This is a genomic window from Mongoliitalea daihaiensis (assembly GCF_021596945.1).
Lineage (GTDB): Bacteria > Bacteroidota > Bacteroidia > Cytophagales > Cyclobacteriaceae > Mongoliitalea > Mongoliitalea daihaiensis.
Genome location: NZ_CP063779.1, coordinates 4,543,865 through 4,561,058, shown reverse-complemented (window position 1 = coordinate 4,561,058; position 17,194 = coordinate 4,543,865). Strand labels below are relative to the sequence as shown.

General features: G+C 34.4%; 11 protein-coding genes. 2 read left to right on the top strand and 9 right to left on the bottom strand.

Translation table 11 applies throughout. The features are described 5' to 3' along the window. Nucleotides 1–457 precede the first annotated feature (457 nt). Entirely contained in the window at nucleotides 458–955 is a 498-nt protein-coding gene (locus IPZ59_RS19205) for a hypothetical protein (RefSeq protein ID WP_236137658.1), read from the top strand. A 450-nt stretch (nucleotides 956–1,405) separates the two neighbouring features. On the opposite strand, the gene IPZ59_RS19200 is transcribed toward IPZ59_RS19205, so the two are convergent. The 8 genes from IPZ59_RS19200 to IPZ59_RS19165 all read right to left on the bottom strand — a co-directional run bounded on the left by IPZ59_RS19200 (nucleotide 1,406) and on the right by IPZ59_RS19165 (nucleotide 15,441). Further along, a complete protein-coding gene (locus IPZ59_RS19200; protein ID WP_236137657.1) occupies nucleotides 1,406–2,173 on the bottom strand; it encodes a hypothetical protein in 768 nt (255 codons plus the stop codon). A 63-nt stretch (nucleotides 2,174–2,236) separates the two neighbouring features. Beyond that, entirely contained in the window at nucleotides 2,237–2,821 is a 585-nt protein-coding gene (locus IPZ59_RS19195) for a Crp/Fnr family transcriptional regulator (protein ID WP_236137656.1), read from the bottom strand. Nucleotides 2,822–3,539: 718 nt separating this feature from the next. After that, on the bottom strand, nucleotides 3,540–5,027 hold the full coding sequence (locus IPZ59_RS19190; RefSeq protein WP_236137655.1) for a class I SAM-dependent DNA methyltransferase: 1,488 nt from the start codon (nucleotides 5,025–5,027) through the stop codon (nucleotides 3,540–3,542). Nucleotides 5,028–5,029: 2 nt separating this feature from the next. After that, nucleotides 5,030–8,452, bottom strand: a complete 3,423-nt coding sequence (locus tag IPZ59_RS19185; protein ID WP_236137654.1) for a COR domain-containing protein — start codon at nucleotides 8,450–8,452, stop codon at nucleotides 5,030–5,032. After that, nucleotides 8,449–9,741 carry a restriction endonuclease subunit S gene (locus IPZ59_RS19180; RefSeq protein WP_236137653.1) on the bottom strand — a complete coding sequence of 431 codons (1,293 nt, stop codon included), beginning with the start codon at nucleotides 9,739–9,741 and terminating at the stop codon, nucleotides 8,449–8,451. Before IPZ59_RS19180 ends, IPZ59_RS19185 begins: the two co-directional genes overlap by 4 nt. Further along, nucleotides 9,741–10,745, bottom strand: coding sequence for a PD-(D/E)XK nuclease domain-containing protein (locus tag IPZ59_RS19175; RefSeq protein WP_236137652.1), 1,005 nt, complete (start codon nucleotides 10,743–10,745; stop codon nucleotides 9,741–9,743). The genes IPZ59_RS19180 and IPZ59_RS19175 overlap by 1 nt, the downstream gene beginning before the upstream one ends. 23 nt (nucleotides 10,746–10,768) lie before the next feature. Continuing rightward, on the bottom strand, nucleotides 10,769–12,763 hold the full coding sequence (locus IPZ59_RS19170; RefSeq protein ID WP_236137651.1) for an argonaute/piwi family protein: 1,995 nt from the start codon (nucleotides 12,761–12,763) through the stop codon (nucleotides 10,769–10,771). Further along, nucleotides 12,763–15,441 (bottom strand): type I restriction endonuclease subunit R, encoded by a 2,679-nt coding sequence (locus tag IPZ59_RS19165; RefSeq protein WP_236137650.1) that lies wholly within the window; start codon nucleotides 15,439–15,441, stop codon nucleotides 12,763–12,765. The genes IPZ59_RS19170 and IPZ59_RS19165 overlap by 1 nt, the downstream gene beginning before the upstream one ends. A 653-nt stretch (nucleotides 15,442–16,094) precedes the next feature. Here IPZ59_RS19165 and IPZ59_RS19160 point away from each other — a divergent pair. Continuing rightward, nucleotides 16,095–16,373 carry a hypothetical protein gene (locus IPZ59_RS19160; RefSeq protein ID WP_236137649.1) on the top strand — a complete coding sequence of 93 codons (279 nt, stop codon included), beginning with the start codon at nucleotides 16,095–16,097 and terminating at the stop codon, nucleotides 16,371–16,373. Nucleotides 16,374–16,375: 2 nt separating this feature from the next. On the opposite strand, the gene IPZ59_RS19155 is transcribed toward IPZ59_RS19160, so the two are convergent. After that, nucleotides 16,376–16,654, bottom strand: coding sequence for a helix-turn-helix domain-containing protein (locus tag IPZ59_RS19155; protein ID WP_236137648.1), 279 nt, complete (start codon nucleotides 16,652–16,654; stop codon nucleotides 16,376–16,378). Between the last annotated feature and the right edge of the window lie 540 nt (nucleotides 16,655–17,194).

Genomic DNA, 17,194 nt, shown 5'->3' with positions numbered 1-17,194 from the left:
CTTCCCACCAGTCATACAAGTTGTATGATACATTTGGCTTGGATTCCCCTTTACCAAATTTGATTAGCACTAATTATTAAATAAAATTCTAGCTATTAAAATACTGTATTTGTTTTATCTGAATATCCATAATAATCTTACACATATTAGAATTTAATTAAGTTAAAAACCTTCTCAGCTAGCTCGAGGAACTTAATTCAGATTTGGAAATCGGGAGGGGGGGAGGGAAGAAATGGCTTTGCTGAATTTATTTTCTACCCTATATTTTTTTTTAAAGTCCCAGTAGGCGAACTTGCCGAGGCTTTAAAATTGATTTGAGAAGCATTCGAAATAATCAAATATTTTTAAATAACTTCGAGGGATTTAAGACGAAAATATTTTAAAACTGTTTAATTGTTTTAAAGGTTAAGAGTCCAAACAGCAAAAAAAATTTATTTCATCTTTAATTCAATAAAACATGAAACTTTTACTTGCGAGTCTTGTCTTTTCAATCGTCTGTTTGTCTGCAAAAGCGCAACAGTCCAACTTAATCATTGAAGGTAAAAACCCAACTTCTCTATATTTAGATGGTTTTTCGGAAAGTGAGGGCAAATTGTCTTCTGGTGAAGTAATTAAGGTAGTTTGCTTTGGAGGGGGGTGCAATTTGAATATTGAATATAAAGGCAGAATTGTATTAGCTCAACTTATTGATTCATTTGATACTATAAGAGTTTCTGAATATGATTTTGCTGATGATGGAGATTTCCAGTTAATTGTTGAGGTCATTTTAAATGATTCCAACTATTTAATGATTTTTAGATATGGGAGTGGTATGATCCAAAAGCTATTTGAAAAAGAGATTGGTTATTATAAAACTATTGTAAAAAAGAATTACATCGAATATTATATGCCCAGTTATTTAGAAGCAGTATGGCATTATTACAATGGGGGATTTTTTCAGCTCTGTTCAAATTAAAGAATTTATCAAGTCAGTTTCTTCTGTTTTTTTAAGCTATCATATTTGTAAAACTATCAACTAATTCATTTTTATTAATAAGTAAAACGAATAATTCTATTTAGTGAATAAAATACCCTGTTTTGGGTATTTTTCTTTTACATTTAAATAAATACTGCTATTAAAGGGCTTTCCTACTCCCTCAAATCCTGCCCGACAACGTCATTCAGGCGGGAGCAACCCACAATCCAATGAACTGGGGCCGAGCGTAAAGAAACCTTCCAGTGGAAGATTTTAGTGAGGAGCCAGGATACAGGGTGGGGGGGGACCCGTATTTTTTGTCCTAAATATCGGGATACGGTTGCCCCGAGGGTCGGAGTAATTTGTGAGACCTGCCCGTCCGTTCAGGCGGGGGTGCACCTCCTCAACTTAACGGTTGGCGAGGCCGTCTACTCAACTAGCTGTGGTTTTTCATGTAGTCAATTTCATTTTTAATTCTTCTGCTTTTTTTCGTCCTGCTTTATAATTTGGATCTAATGCAATTGCTTTGTCCAAATATAATAAAGATTGTTTTCTATACTTTTTTCCTTGTCTTTGATTCGCCCAAGCCCAATAGGTAAAGCCCATAATCCTCCAATTAGCATAATCTCCATTTTGACTGTATTTATCAATAATAGATTGAAAGTCAATTTTTGCAAATTTTCTTTTTTTGTAGAAGAACCAAGGAAGATTTTCTGCCACACTACCACGTAAAAACTCAGGTAGGTAAGAAATAGCGGAATATTTTTCTACGGCATCATTGAATAAATTGAACGCTTCATTAAGTTGTTGTAAATTGTTGGTTTCAGCACTTACAAGAGACAAAGCAGAAGCTCTGTAAGAGAATATAAAAGGTAACAGTTCTTCTGAAGTTTCACTGGAGTTAAATAACTCGGTTAAAATGTCATAACTCTTTTTTGCATAACCTTGAAACTCACTTTTATTGAAAAAGGAAAGGTTTAATGCTGTTTCGTGATAAATAATCCCGAGTCTTGTTTTGTTAATTTCTGATGAATTATGGTTGTGATCTTCTTCAACATTTCTGAGCATGCTTTTCAACTCAGTTGTGTCAATCAATTCCATTACATCATCTAATTGATGCTCAAAAGCCTTTACTTTTTCAAAGTTTAATTGTTGAGCCATAAGGCTGGTTGTAGCCATCATTCCGAGACTTACCAAAGTGGTTAATATGTATTTCATTTTTTTCGTTTTTAATGAGATACAAATTTACATACGGAGTCAGGCTGAAGAAGATGACTTAAGTTAAGATTTTCGTTTAGTGTGTATTCTCTTTTGAATTCTACTTAAACTCTCTGGGCTAATGCCTAAAAAGTTTGCAATGTATTTTTGAGGAACCTTCTGAAAAAGGTCGGGTTGCTTTTTTAGCAAATTTTGAAAACGCTCTTCCGGTTTTTCAGAAGATAATGACATGGCAATTTCAGTTGCTCGTTGAGCTACTTGTTCTGCCATAAGTCGTCCAAAAGTTTCATATTTAGGACAATCGTTATATAATTTAAAGAGGTTTTCTTTTTTTACTAAGTAAATGGTAGTGTCTTCCATTGCTTGTAAATTTATAACGCATGGAAGGTTGTTTAAAAAACTTTGAAAGTCTGTAACCCAAGCATTTTGAAATGAAATATCGCACGTTCTTTCAACGCCATCTTTGATGTGAAAATGTCTAATAGTTCCATTCGCTATAAACCCAATGAAGTTGCAAATTGTACCTTCTTGAAGTAAATATTCTTTTTTCTTTAATTCTTTAACTTCAAAATACGTGTCAATTAGTTCGGCTTCACTTTCTGTCAAGGAAATAAATGATTCGCAATATTTTTTTAGCCTGTCAAACATTGTATTGTGTCGGTTATTAAAATCACAGCTAACGGCATACCGTGAAAAAAGTCACCTAATATTCTTAGTTTTACGATTTTTTGTTTCCTCTAAATTAGTAAATTTAGTTGTAATTGCATGTCCGCCGTAGGAGGATTTTATGACCACTAACAAATTTCCATGAACCATATCCTAGGAATAGACCGGTTTCAATTGACCTTCTCCTGTTTGGAAGATGCCATTCCCAAAGACAACCCAAAAACCGCTCGCAGAAGGCACCAAAAACACTGAAAAATAAAGGATTACAAACACACCTCCAAGAACAACTAATCCCTCAATCAACTAATCACTAATCACTCAATCAACTATCCACAGACCAAATCTAAATTCTAACTTCTAAAATCTAAAATTATAGCTAAACCATCTCTCAACCCCGCTACACTTCTGTCAACAGGGGCTAATTCCGAAATTCCGCTGCGCTACACTTCGGTTTAGCCCTTATATGTTACAAGCTGCCGTTATTGTCGTCCGTGTCTGTAAACCATTGTCGTTGTTGAGTTTCAGTGTCATTTTTCTTTGTCGTGTTGGTCTGTGCGTTTGCGTGTTTTATTTTTTTGAAGCGTTGGAAAAAATATTTTGAAATTTTCTCTTGGGTGGTGAAGGTGGAAGCTCTTTTGCAATTTTTGGTCTGTGCGTTGGCTTGTGCGAATTGCAAATGTGCTTACACCTTGTGCGTTGGCTATTTGGTATTTAGTGTCATCATAATTTCTCTAAAACTTGCTAGTCCTGATTCAAGGTTTTCAATTATATCTTCTGCCAGTTCTTCGGGGTCGGGTAAGTTGTCTAAGTCAGCCAGTGATTTGTCTTTGAGCCAAGATATGTCAAGGCTTGTTTTATCTCTTGAAATGATTTCCTCATAGCTGAATTTTCTCCAACGTCCTTCGGGATTTGTTTCTGGGTGATATGTTTCTTTTCGTTTGTTTCTGTTGTCGGGTTTGTAAAAGTCAATGAAGTCTTTTAGTACGTCAATGTTTAAAGGGTTTTTCTTTAGGGTGTGGTGAATATTAGTTCTGTAGTCATAAACCCAAATCTCTTTTGTCCAAGGATTTTTACTTGCAGGTTTGTTGTCAAAGAAAATCACATTTGCTTTTACTCCTTGAGCATAAAATATTCCTGTCGGTAAACGAAGAATTGTATGTAGGTCGGTTGTTTCTAAAAGCTTTTTACGAACTGTTTCACCTGCACCGCCTTCAAACAATACATTGTCAGGCAATACAACGGCTGCTTGTCCTGTGGTTTTAAGCATTGAACGTATGTGTTGCACAAAGTTCAATTGTTTGTTACTTGTCGTTGCCCAAAAGTCTTGACGGTTGTAGGTTAAATCGTCTTTCTCTTGCTCACCTTCGTCATTGGTAAAAGTCTGTGAACTCTTCTTGCCAAACGGTGGATTGGCTAAAACGTAATCGTAGGTTGTTGGAGAAGCTGCAATCAAAGCATCAGCAGGGGAAATGAAATTATCGCTTTCAATGTCGCCAATGTTATGTAAGAACAAATTCATCAAAGCCAAACGTCTTGTCCCTGCCACTATTTCGTTACCGAAAAAAGTCTGCATTTTCAGAAACTTGTTTTGCTCTTTATCCAGTTTGTTATTCTCTACAATGTAATCGTAAGCAGCTAAAAAGAATCCGCCTGTTCCGCAACTCGGGTCAGCAATGGTTTTCATAGGTTGTGGCTGAATACATTCTACCATTGCCCGAATCAATGGACGTGGTGTAAAGTATTGTCCTGCTCCGCTTTTTACGTCTTGTGCATTTTGCTCTAAGAGTTTTTCGTAAATATCACCTTTCACATCTGCACCCATTACCAACCATAACTCACTATCAATCATATCAATGATTTTGGCAAGCATTGCAGGGTCTTGAATTTTGTTTTGGCTCTTGGTAAATATTTGACCTAAGATTCCTTTAGCGGTGCTTAATTCACGAAGTAAAGTTGCATAGTGCAATTCCAGTTCTGCTCCTTTTTTGTTGGTTAAACTTTCCCAATTGTATTCTTTTGGAATAGGTAATTTCCTGTTGTGTGGTGGCTTGCTGTATTCATCAGCCATTTTTAAGAAAAGCAAATATGTGAGTTGCTCTAAATAATCACCATATCCCACACCTACATCACGCAGGGGATTACAGAAACTCCAAACTTTACTTACTATACTTGATGTGTTTTTGCTCATTGTTATTTCGTATTAAAGTCTAATTTACCCTCTACTTGTCGTTCATATATTTCTTGTAGTTCTCTTGATATTATATCAATCTTACCAGGGTCTAAATCTTTTTCAATCATTGTACGAACGCATACAGTTATAGTATTCCAAGCAAGCTTTTCATTGTTAAAATCACTAATAGGCTTAGCCTGAAATGGCAAAGCTGAAAACCTCTGTAGATTATAGGGATCTTTTCTTCCCCATTGATAATGTTCTAAAATGATTGGTACTATTTTTACAGATTTATCTTTATCATACCTATCGATAGCTGATTTTACTTCTTTTTCGATAATATAAGGGGTTGAATAAAAGTATTCACTTACCATAAAGAAAATTATATCCGCTTCATCAAACTTTGATTTAATCTTCAAGTCCCATTCATCAGCAGGATTTAAAACTGTGCAATACCAAGGTTGCTCAATTAGTTCCAAATCAATTAATGGATTTAAGTATCTAATAAGTGTGTGGACTCGAACAAGGTCTTTTTTAGAATAGGATATAACTACCTTTTTCCTTTTTATTCCATTAGATAAAAACATCTTATAATCTTTTAGTTTGAACTCTTTTATAACTGGTACAATTAAATCTTTATCCATTGAAATACGGCTTTCTGTAAAAATCATTTTGCCGACTTTTGCATTATTATGTAGTACTTCTAAAGAAACGTAGTCCTTTCCGTCAAGCGTAACCATCTCCTCAATTTCATAATCCGTATTGATAGCTTTAATAAATTCGATTATTTCTTTGACAAATTTGGTTTCAGAAGCATTGTTAATTTGAACAACATCAATAAAAGCATTACCTTCTGAATCGCCAATGTTAAATTGAACCATAACAATTTCACTAGATGCAGAATCTTTAATTACTAAACCATCCTTCCAATAATAATATAAACCCTTATCCAAACTTGAAGTTTCCTTAATTACTAGTTTACCATACTCTTGAAAAAAGGAGAGTATTACATTTTTGTGTATGAACCCACTGTATAAAAATCTTCTATAAGGTATTTTGTTTTCATCAATAAAAAGTTCAACTGCTTTGATAGGTTGTGTTGGAAGATAAAGAGGAGCAATAAAACCGCTTGACTCGGGGTGTTCAAAAATAATTTTGAATTCAAGCATTAACTGAATTATGCTATTTACTTCTTCATTGCTACAATTTCTAGGTAATGTACTTTTGATATGATTTGTGTCAAATTCACCATTCTTTTTTGCAAGACCTTCTAGAATTTTATAAATCTGCTCTATCACCCACTTCTTGTTTATATATATTTTATCACCATTTTTAGAGTTTGGATAGTATAGTATTATGCCTATCTGCTTTAAGTACTCTGCTAAAAAGATTGTTTGCTCAATATCAATATTCTCAGATAAGAAGCTATTACAATATTGATTAAACTCATTGATTGAAAGAATGGGTTTCCTATCGTAAATTTTAATATTGTTTTTTACGATACGATAATAGTCGGGCAATTTTGAACCAATGATTTCCGCCTTATTAAGTAACTCGGTTATCAAAGAATCAAGATGATTTAGGTTTCTCTTAGGCTTTAAGGAAATATTTGCGAACTCAAAAATAAATGGGTAATTCAGAAAAATTTCACGGTTGTTGAGATGCATAATCTCATCTGTACTATTTACCTTATTTTGAATTAGTAGAGCAAGGCTATTGAATTTGTCTTCTTTTTCTATTTCGAAATCAAAATTTTCGGTTTTCTTTTCTTTTGTGAAGTGCTTAATAGATTCAAGCCAGTATTTAATAGGGTAATCTTGAGTTTTAACTTCTACAATTTCTTTTTTGCTGTTTTTTTGGCTTACTATTCTGTAATTTAAGTTGTTTGTCTCCTTGTCCCATAAAAGTAAATAAACGGTATTCTTACTAAAAAACAGATGATGGGTGTCGTGAAAATAATCGTGACCACCGAAATCAAATAAATTGATATTGCATTTATCTTTAATCTTTTCGATTTTGTACTTGCTCTTTAGTTGTTTCTCCTCTAGCCAATGAGTAGCGGGATGTTCTTTATCAAGCTCTATTTCATTATTTAGATATTTTGCCAAAGTAGTTTTGCCTACTTCACTATTCCCTACTAAAATCAGTTTAACATCTTTATTTATAAATGAACCGCCCTTAGATAAATCATTAAAGTAACTTATTACAGCCTCTTTACTGATATTTACAATCTCCATTGGAGGTTGCACTAATGGATTTTTTGCAATGTTTATTGTATTCTGCTCCCATTTTGAATTGGTAACATTCATTCTTACAAATTGACTTTGGATAGGTGCAAGACTCTTTATTTTATTTCCGTGCAAGTCAATTGTTTTGGCAACAAGCAAGAACTTTACAAATGATACTGATGTCAATTGATTATTGCTTAGATAAATCTCTTCCAATGAAATGGAGTTACTTCGGATATTAACATTTGTAATTTCATTATTATTAAGGTGTAATATTCTTAATTTTTTGAGTTTAGATAATGTTGGTACATTTCTAATCTTGTTGTTACTAACATTTAAGTACTCTAAGTTTGACAAACTTAAAACTGGACTTAAATCATAAATTCGCCATCTGTTCCACCAGGATTTGCCATCATTCCAATCACCACCAGCAATTAAATGTTTTAGGTTTTTAAGTTTACTTAGATTAGGATGTAAGTCACCCAAGGAATTTTTCTCTTGTTGATTTTTGCTAGTTATTTTATGCCATTTGATATTTCTAAAAGCTGCCCATTCATTACTTAATATAAGCTTTTCAATATGAGTATTTTCGAAAAGTTCTTCAATCTCGTAGAGGCTAGTAAGAGAACAGTTTCCTAAATCTAATTCGGGATTTTTGGTGAGTAAATTTTCCTTAATAATTTTTCTTGCGTAATTGAGTCTGTCAGTATACCTGTTGATAATAATGTTTCTCAATAAATAATTGAAACCATCTAATTTGTCATTTTGCAAATCATAATTGAGCACTTCTCTGACAAATGGATATTTGTCTTTAAGAGATTTTATATCAATTTTATCAACCTCTTTTTCCTTGTTTTTGTTGAAAAACAAAATAACAATACAATTGCTTGGAATTCTGGCTAGGTATTCATTCCATATTCTATCAAAATTGTTCTCACTGTCATTGAATATTGAACTCACCATTACAATTACAACCGAATTGTCTAAGTAACCTTTTTCATATTCTTTGCTAACTCTTTGGTCAAAAGACGCTCTTTCTTTTATCTCTACATCAATAATTTGATTTTCGTATTTGATTTGCCAATCTGAATTTTCAAACCCTATCGGTCTTGTCTTATAATTACTCTCACCACCAACAATCTTACTTATAAGTACGGTTTTGCCTGTGCCATTTAAGCCAACAACATAAAGGTTGCATTTTACTGTCTCTTTCATATTGTAGCTAAGTTTTCTGTGGTTATTAATTTCCCCTCAAACGCCTTTTTCAAAATACTCTGCCTCAAGGTTTCTGCCTGTTGCAAACTTTGGCTGATGGTTTCTTCTATTTTATCGCAAACCGTGAGCTTGCTTTCTAATTCTTCAACGATTTGTTGTTGTTCTTTTAGAGATGGCATTGGAAAGGGAATCGTCTTAATTATTCCAAGGTTCAAAACGTCCATTGTTGTTCCTTGCGCCTTTGCACTGTAAAAGTTTTTCACGTATGAACTCTCAAAGTAATACTTGAAAAATTTATGCAAATAGATTTCTTTGTTCAGTGTTATTTTAATTAAACGAGGATTAATCACACCTTCTTGAGAATTTTCAGGTAAGATTAGAACTTTACCAACTGTTCCGACCAAGCTAATCAGAATATCAAACGGCTTAACTCTGCATGATTTTAGTTCTAAATATTTTTCTTCATTTATATAATAGTCACCAAAAAAAGCATCGTCAATTATCACTTGTTCTTGCCCATAAATTTTATAACCCTTTTGAACGTAAAATTCTTTTTTCAACGAGGAACCAAATGGACCAGCCTTTAAGGAATGCTTACTTTTTTCAACAATGTCATTTACATTAACACTTTTCCACCCCTCCGGCAATTCACCTTCTTTTACATACTTATTAGTCAACTTCCCTTCAAAAGCCCATTTCAACAAACTTTGTCTGTAAACTTTTAATTGCTGTTGGGCGGTGAGCAGTTGTTGTTTGCCGTTTTCCAGTTCGCTGAGTAGTTCTTCTATTTTGGCTACAATGGCTTGTTGTTCGGGGAGGGGGGGAAATCGAATTACTGCCTGTTTAACAGCCTCTATATTCAGATTTTTAACTGTTGAGCCTTTCGCTAAGTTAGAAAACTGCTGAAATAGAAAAGAAGAACTTAGAATGTAGTATAAATAGTTATTATCAATAATTTCATTTTTCCTTATCACTAGCCAACCATCGTGAATACAACCTGTTGTTTTCATTATGTAGGGTCTGCCAAAACTCATTGAATTGGAAAGAAGGAAATCATCTTCATAAACCATTCTTGACCTTTTTACTCCTTCTGGTTTAATCTTTTCCTTTGTGCGTGAAATGTATTTAACAACATTTTTAGTATCCCCTATCTTTATCCAATTAATTCCATTTTCATCATTGGTTATATATTCTTCTATTGGTCGAGGAGAGCCACCTCTTTCAATGGTAAAGATTTCCCCTAAAGATTTTTCCTGCCAATGTTTTGGTATGTTGTTAATCTCTTTCATTAGTTTGCAACTATCACTTCTACATTAAAATTATGTTCGCCTTTTATTCTGTCTCCTTTCAGGTCGTTGAAATTTGAAATGTCACGGGTCTTTTTGTAAGGGTCGTAAACAAAGCAAAATAGTTTTCTCAACCATTTACATTCGTGGTATGATTCAAAATCTACTTTCAATTCTTCAATGAAATGTGTTTCATTTGATTCTTTAGCTTTTATCATCTTCACCTCAACTAAAATTTTTTCTTCCCTTATTATCAGGTCTATTTTAGTTGTTTTTGCTCCAACCTTTGCAATTGCATCTTCATCTCTTAGGTTTGGAAATACCGATTTAAGTATCACGTACAAAATATCCTGCACATCATATTCGTCTTCAATTTCAAAATTGGGATGGTCTTTTCTTCTGTTCGTAATTATCTTCTGAATGGCATTGCTGAAATTATTTAAAATGTCTCTAACCACTTCATCAGCAGACTTATTGATATACCTGATGTTTAGTAATGTACTTTCAATATCTTCTAAGAGAATTTGCAACTGAACATCTATGTCAGATACTGTTGTCACAGATTGCATAGCAGTATTCAGTTCGGTCTCATTAACATCACTTATGTCATAAATGCTTTTAATGAGAATAGCAAAAGGTTGATTTTGCAACGCTATCACCTCTTTCTCTAATTGTGATTTAAGCGATGGTTCAATTTTAGTTAGAAAGTATTTTTGCTTTAAGTCACTTTGCTGATATTTTTCTCTGATTTGTTGGCTTAATTCACTTTTAGCTGATAAGTACAAGCCAGCTAATTTGTATACATTGGAAATTGCACTTAGCCCTTTTATCGGGGCTTTTGAAATGATAGAAACAACTTTAGACACTTCAACGGATTCTTTCTTATAACCAATCAAAGCGATTTCTTCGTCAGGGCTTAGTTCAAATGTATGGTTTGGTAATTCTTCGAAAGATTGAACGCACAAATAAGCAGCTAACTCAATATTTCTGTATTGAATTAACTTCATTCTGTTATGCTTTAATATCTCTCTTAAATAAACCATAGTTTTTCGCTTACTGCTTTTAATCTTTCATAATCCCAACCTTCTACTTTTTTGAGTTCTTCTGTCATTCTTGCCATTAGTGAAGGGTACATTATGGTAACGGTTCTCTTTGACGGCATATAGCTTCTGTGCGACAAGTGTGAAAACCAATAAACCTGTTTTGCTATGTAGAACAAACTTGTGAAGGTGGAACGCTTATCCAAATAAATTTTCAAGGGTAAATCACTCTTGCTCACAAAATGAAGCAAAGCAGAATGTTTGCTTAATTGAATGTATGTTCCTTGGTTGATGTCATTTCTTCCATCATTGTAATACAATCTGAAATTATGCCCATAAGCCAAATGAACCAACGCAAATTCAAAATTGTAATTTGCCAATCTCTCTTTTAAGCCATTAATGGCTTTTAATTCGTATTCCTCACTGGCTGATTTGAACAAATGAAAAATCAAGCGGAATGTGCCTGATTTGCTCATTTCCTCAACTAAGGGCTGTAAAGTTTTATAAAGGTGATTTTCTAAATTTTCAGCATAATTGGCAAATGATGAAAGGGGAGAGCAATCTCCTGTCATATACCTGCCATCATTATGAAAAACTTGTGCAATACCCAAAACAAACTGCCCATTTTCTGATAATGTGGAGCCAATGCCAATTACCAATTCATCTTTTAGTTTGTCTTCTTTTTCAATTGTCCAAGCCGTACCACCAAGTTTTGCATAAGAGTTTAATGCAATGTTGGTCATAGTAAAGGCATTGAGATTTTGTCTTATGGTTTCTATTTGAACATCCTGCGTTGGAATGCCATTACCGATAAACTTTGCCTTGCATACGTAATACGGTGAATTGTTTGGACTTAGCTTTTCTTGGGCTTCATTTACGATTACATAAATCAAGTCGCACTTCTGTAAAGCCTCATCATAAAGCACTTCCTTGTAATTTTCTAATTCTTTTCCTGCGATTGTTTTAAAATGAAAGTTCAAAGAGTTGAAATGGAAAACCTCTTTTAGTTTTGCTTCAATTTTCTTTACAAAACCTTCTGTTTCGCCTTGATATTCAGAAGGACAAATCACACCAATATTGATTTGTTTGTTTTGGTAAAGCTCCAATGAATAAGGTTGATAAGCCTTAACCATTTGGTCGTAATATTTTAAACCTTGTGTGTTCTTGCGGTTACTATAAAAATATCTCTGTGGCTTTCCAATTATTTCGGGCTTGATTAATTCATCTTCAAAAGGCAAGTATTTTTTAGAAATAGCATTTATTGCTAGTCCAAAAGGCAATTTAATTTCCGTTCTGTTTTTATCAAGCCATTTGTAAAAGCCATCAATTACTGCAAAGCATTTTGAGTTTTTATTTTCCTCATTAATTATTTGGTCGTATTTAGTTGTTGCTCCTTTGGTTTCTATAAAACGCTTTATTGATTGCCTGTTTGCAAAGATTCTATTATCATCACCTTTTAATCCTTTAATGTCAATGCCATATTTCTCAAACTCTGATTTACTCCAAGTAAAAGAGTTTTTGAGTGAAGTAGATAAAGAAAAGCCCAAAAGCAATTTGCTTTCCTTGAAAAAAAAGCAAGGCGAAAAATGCACAATTCTGTTTACAGATAAGCCTTCAATACTTCCGTTTAAAACATCTTTTGAAGATATAATCCCCCAAGAGTTTGAATGTTTATTCTTGAATATTCGATATCCTTTGGGTTCTACGAAATCAATAATAGACCTTTCTAGTATTTTGGAAAGCACTTTTGCTTTCTCGGTAAAGTCAATATTAATTGATACGGTATTTTCAGGGAATTCAGACTCGTTTGAATTCTTCCAAAGTAATATTTTATCATCATCACGATAAAATGAAAGATTTGGAAAACTTTTTTTTAAGCCAATGAAGGCTTCTTTTGAAGCGTAGGGGCTATACTCAACTGAATCAATTGAAGCAGCTTTTGTAGGAATATCTACCTGATAGAAGTTTAAAAATAGTCCACTCATTATGCTGCCAGTGCCTCATTTAATTCGTTAATAATTTCTTCTGTTTGTTCTCCAAACAATTGCCACATTTTGCCCAACCCACCTTGTGCGTTGAATGGATTTAAATCAAAGTCGTCTTTGTCAATATGGAAACTATTCACTACATAATCTTTAATCATTCTCAGCCATTGCATTTGTTCTTCGTTAAATTTGGTTGCTCCGGCTTGTTTCTTGAAAACCCAATCCTGAAAATTTTTGTCCACTATTTTATCATAACTCGTCAATGTGCTATCTAATCCACTGATTTTACGAATCAAAGAAACAATTGCTGTTAGTTCGTTCCTTGGTGAGCCGTTGCATTGTTCCAATGCCTCATAAGCTCTCCATACATTCAAAGGAGCAAGGGAAGGTTTATCGTTTTGGAGTTTTTCCAAAACCTCTTTTATCATTGAATAGGTTAATTCTCTTCTTCTAAAGGGTTGGTTGTAAAAAATCTGCAATGCCATTAATTCGTCTTTGTTCTCTTGCATCCATTCTGAAAAACTAGTAATGATTTCATTTGCTTTGTTGGTGTTGTCTTTGTCCCAACCAACGTGAATAACTTCATCAGGATTTGCTAAGTCAATTTTTTGTTCGTGTGCTTTGCGAACATTTTCAATGTATTCGTTTAGTTCACCTGTAAATACTTTTGCTGCTTCGTTTTGCAGTGTTTCTGTTTGTGCTTTGATTTTCGCTTCAATCTCTACAGGAGCAGCACCTGCCATTTCAGTTCTTACTTTGCTCTCAATTTCTTCTAAAACATCAGGATTAAAAGCATTCAACAATTCTTTTACCACTTGCGAAACGCTTTTGCCATTGGCTTTTTCGGCAAATTGTTTTTTCTCTTTTTCTGTGATTTGTTTGTCTAATCGGGTAAGTCGGTTAGCTAAAGAGGTAAACAATTCTTCTTCTCTTGCACCTACTGCAATAGCTTGAAGCAAATCTTTTAGCGGAACGCCAGGTTTCTTTTCTAAAGGTCGGCTATCTGTTTTTAAACTCTTGGTTACACCAATGGCATCAACAATTACAAAATGGTCTTTTGTGAATCTTGCAGTAGGCGTTACTTTTCGTAAACTATCCAAATCAATAGTTCGTGTGCCTCTGCCTTTCATCTGTTCAAAGTAGTTTTTGCTCTTTACATCTCGCATAAAAAGCAAACATTCCAATGGTTTTACATCTGTACCAGTGGCAATCATATCTACCGTTACCGCAATCCTTGGATGATAGTCGTTACGGAATTGAGCCAAGGTGCTTTTTGGGTCTTCGCTGTTGTATGTGATTTTCTTGCAGAATTTATTTTCTTCGGCAAACTCCTCACGTACAATATCAATTATGTCGTTTGCGTGGCTATCTGTTTTTGCAAAAATCAATGTTTTAGGAACTTCAAAATTTCCGTTCTTATCGTAACGGTCTTTGAAAATGGTCGGTAAATGCTCTTTAAAAGTGCGAATGATGGTTCTTATCTGATTTGGATTTACTACATCCTTATCCAATTGCTGTTTTGAATATTCTTCATCTTCATCCTGCAATTCCATTCTTTTTCTTCTGCTCAGGCGTTCACGGTGTTCAATGTATTCGCCTTTCCAAAGTGTAGCACCTTGTTGCGTTACCTTTGTGTCTATGATAAATACTTCATATCCAACATTAACTCCATCAGCAACCGCCATTTCGTGAGAATATTCACTAACCAGATTTTGGTCAAAATAACCAATGGTTCTTTTGTCGGGAGTGGCTGTTAAGCCAACTTCAAAAGCATCATAATATTCAAGAACTTGTTTCCATAAATTGTAAATGCTCCTGTGACATTCATCAATTACAATGAAATCAAAAAACTCAATCGGCATTTTGCCATCATACTCAATTGGCGGTATTTCCTTTGGTTGGTATTTTCTCTCGTTTGGATTTTCTTCTTCGGCTGCTTCTTCTAACTCGGTTCCCTTTAAAATGGAATACAAACGCTGAATTGTGCTTATGCAAACTTGACTGTCGGTTGCTATGTAGCTTGATTTTAGTCTCTGAACGCTGTAAAGTTCAGTAAACTTTCTGTTGTCATCATTTGGAACGAATGACATAAATTCCTGCTCTGCTTGTTCGCCAAGGTTTTTTGTGTCAACCAAAAACAAAACTCGTTTTGCCTTTGCATATTTCAACAAGCGATAAATGGCAGTTATAGCAGTAAAAGTTTTTCCTGAACCTGTTGCCATTTGAATCAAGGCTCTAGGTCGGTTCTCTTTGAATGACGTTTCAAGTTTTGTGATGGCGTTGATTTGACAATCTCTCAAACCATCAGTTTGCAAAGCAGGTAAATCCAATAATCTTCTACGAAGTGATTTGTCTCGTTTTACCCAATCTCTTAATGTTTCAGGTCTGTGAAAACTGAAGACTTCTCTTGCTCTTGGTTTTGGGTCGGTAAAGTCCGTAAACCTTGTTACTTCTCCTGTGCTGATATACACAAAAGGCAATGGTTCATTCTTTAGATGTTTGAGTTTAGCATTTGCATAGTCTTCACCTTGTCCTTCATGTACAGTCATTCTATGACCTTCTTCTTCTCGTTTAGCTTCAATTACTCCACAAGGTTTTCCATCAACAAATAAAACATAGTCCGCAGGACCAACATCTGTCAAATATTCTTTTACAGCAACCCCAGAACTAGCATTCAAATTAATTTGTTTGATGCTTTGAATAACCCAGCCACAAGCAGTCAACTGCTTGTCAATGTTATCTCTTGCTATTTGCTCTGGGTTTTGGTTTGCCATTATTTAATATGAAATATAATTTAGTCGGTTAAAGTACGAATTTTCAGTTTTAGAACGGCCATTCTCGTCCTGTAGCGGGTGGGAGAATTGGCTCTTTTGCAAGCTTGGGTTTGTGCGTTGGCTTGTGCGGCTTGCAAATGTGCCAATTGTGCGGTGGCAGAATTTTAAAATATTTTGTGCGGTGGGAAAAAAAATAATACACAGAAGGGTCGGCAATGAGTGTCGGCTTACTCGCTGTCCGTTTGTTGTATAGTTTCTATGTCTGTGTTCACCTGTCAAAATGGTTTGTCTTTGTGTTAATGTTTAAATTTTAGGTCGGTCGTCTTTGGAACGGGCGTCCTACCATTGGCTATAACGATTCTCTTCACGCAACCTATTGAGCTATGTAGACCAAATGGAACAAATAGCGCAATAAATTGAGGTTATTCCTCAATTACCCCCAAATCTACCCATTCCCCATCACCTAAAAAATACCCTGATCAGGGTATTTTATCCCGAAAAATACAACACTAATACTCAGATTGTACTATTTTGCCTTTGTCCAACCTGATAGACCTATGAAAAAAAACTATTCATGCTACGATTGTGGGATCGATACCAAAAAAGGAAAAACTAATTTCTTTACCGTCACAGATGAGTTATGGGAAAAACATGGAGTAGGGAAGGGGTTTCTTTGTCTGAGCTGCTTTCAAAAAAGGTTGGGAAGGGATTTTAAAAAAGAAGATTTTTTGGTCAGCTTCTTGAACTATTTAGCTAACCCTGTCACAAAAAAAATTATCAATCCAACAAATGAGGAAATGAATTCAATTCTGGAAAAATTTAACTATCAAGATTAGTGTTATTTCTGTTTTTTGGGCAATTCTTCCCAAAAAGATTGGTCAGGTATAAGGTCTTTGGGAGAACATTTCATTTCAAATGCTAATCTATTTAAATGATTTAAATTGTATTTACTCGGAGATAAAGGGCTTTCAATTTGCCCAATAAAACCCCTTGAAGTTTCTAAAAATGCAGCAAAATCATCTTGAGAATAGCCTTTACTAATTCTAAGTTCTCGTATATGATCTACAACTGCAATATCAAATTTGCTTTTTTTCCCCATTATTATTTGCAAATTCAAAAAACTTACTTAGTTTTACGCTTAGTTATATCTAAGCAAAAATAAAATAGAAGTAACTTTTCTATTTGAAGTTGTTTAGATTTGCGATTCTTCTATTTGATAGCATCGCACTTAACGTCTCGAAACTGAAACCTAGGAAATTTCAATGAACACGAGGCAATAAGTGAAATGCTCACGCCATTGGCGTGGGCTCACTTGTTCGTGTTCAAGGTCTATCCTAGGTACCTAGTTTTGAACAAGTAGAGTTCACGCCTCTTATTTTTAAAGGCTAGATTAACTGCTTAACGAGACGTTCCATATAAATTAAAAAATGCAATGGAACCAGTATCATCTTGTACGGCCTTTTCTCGATCTTTCCCCATAGATGGATTAAGGATTAGCGATGCGATTGCTGACCTGCATTTTTCACGCACATTGACCCTATTTGAACTTTTAAAGAATATTATCAAATCTCCGGTTTGATAAATAGCCCTCGGTAAGGAAGGGGAGGAGTGGCGTTTTCTGCCACCCGTCCGGATTCCCTGTTCCTTGTACTCCCGA

Coding starts and splice junctions, on each gene's coding strand:
- IPZ59_RS19205 (WP_236137658.1), top strand. CDS start 458: ATGAAACTTTTACTTGCGAGTCTTGTCTTTTCAATCGTCTGTTTGTCT.
- IPZ59_RS19200 (WP_236137657.1), bottom strand. CDS start 2,173: ATGAAATACATATTAACCACTTTGGTAAGTCTCGGAATGATGGCTACA.
- IPZ59_RS19195 (WP_236137656.1), bottom strand. CDS start 2,821: ATGTTTGACAGGCTAAAAAAATATTGCGAATCATTTATTTCCTTGACA.
- IPZ59_RS19190 (WP_236137655.1), bottom strand. CDS start 5,027: ATGAGCAAAAACACATCAAGTATAGTAAGTAAAGTTTGGAGTTTCTGT.
- IPZ59_RS19185 (WP_236137654.1), bottom strand. CDS start 8,452: ATGAAAGAGACAGTAAAATGCAACCTTTATGTTGTTGGCTTAAATGGC.
- IPZ59_RS19180 (WP_236137653.1), bottom strand. CDS start 9,741: ATGAAAGAGATTAACAACATACCAAAACATTGGCAGGAAAAATCTTTA.
- IPZ59_RS19175 (WP_236137652.1), bottom strand. CDS start 10,745: ATGAAGTTAATTCAATACAGAAATATTGAGTTAGCTGCTTATTTGTGC.
- IPZ59_RS19170 (WP_236137651.1), bottom strand. CDS start 12,763: ATGAGTGGACTATTTTTAAACTTCTATCAGGTAGATATTCCTACAAAA.
- IPZ59_RS19160 (WP_236137649.1), top strand. CDS start 16,095: ATGAAAAAAAACTATTCATGCTACGATTGTGGGATCGATACCAAAAAA.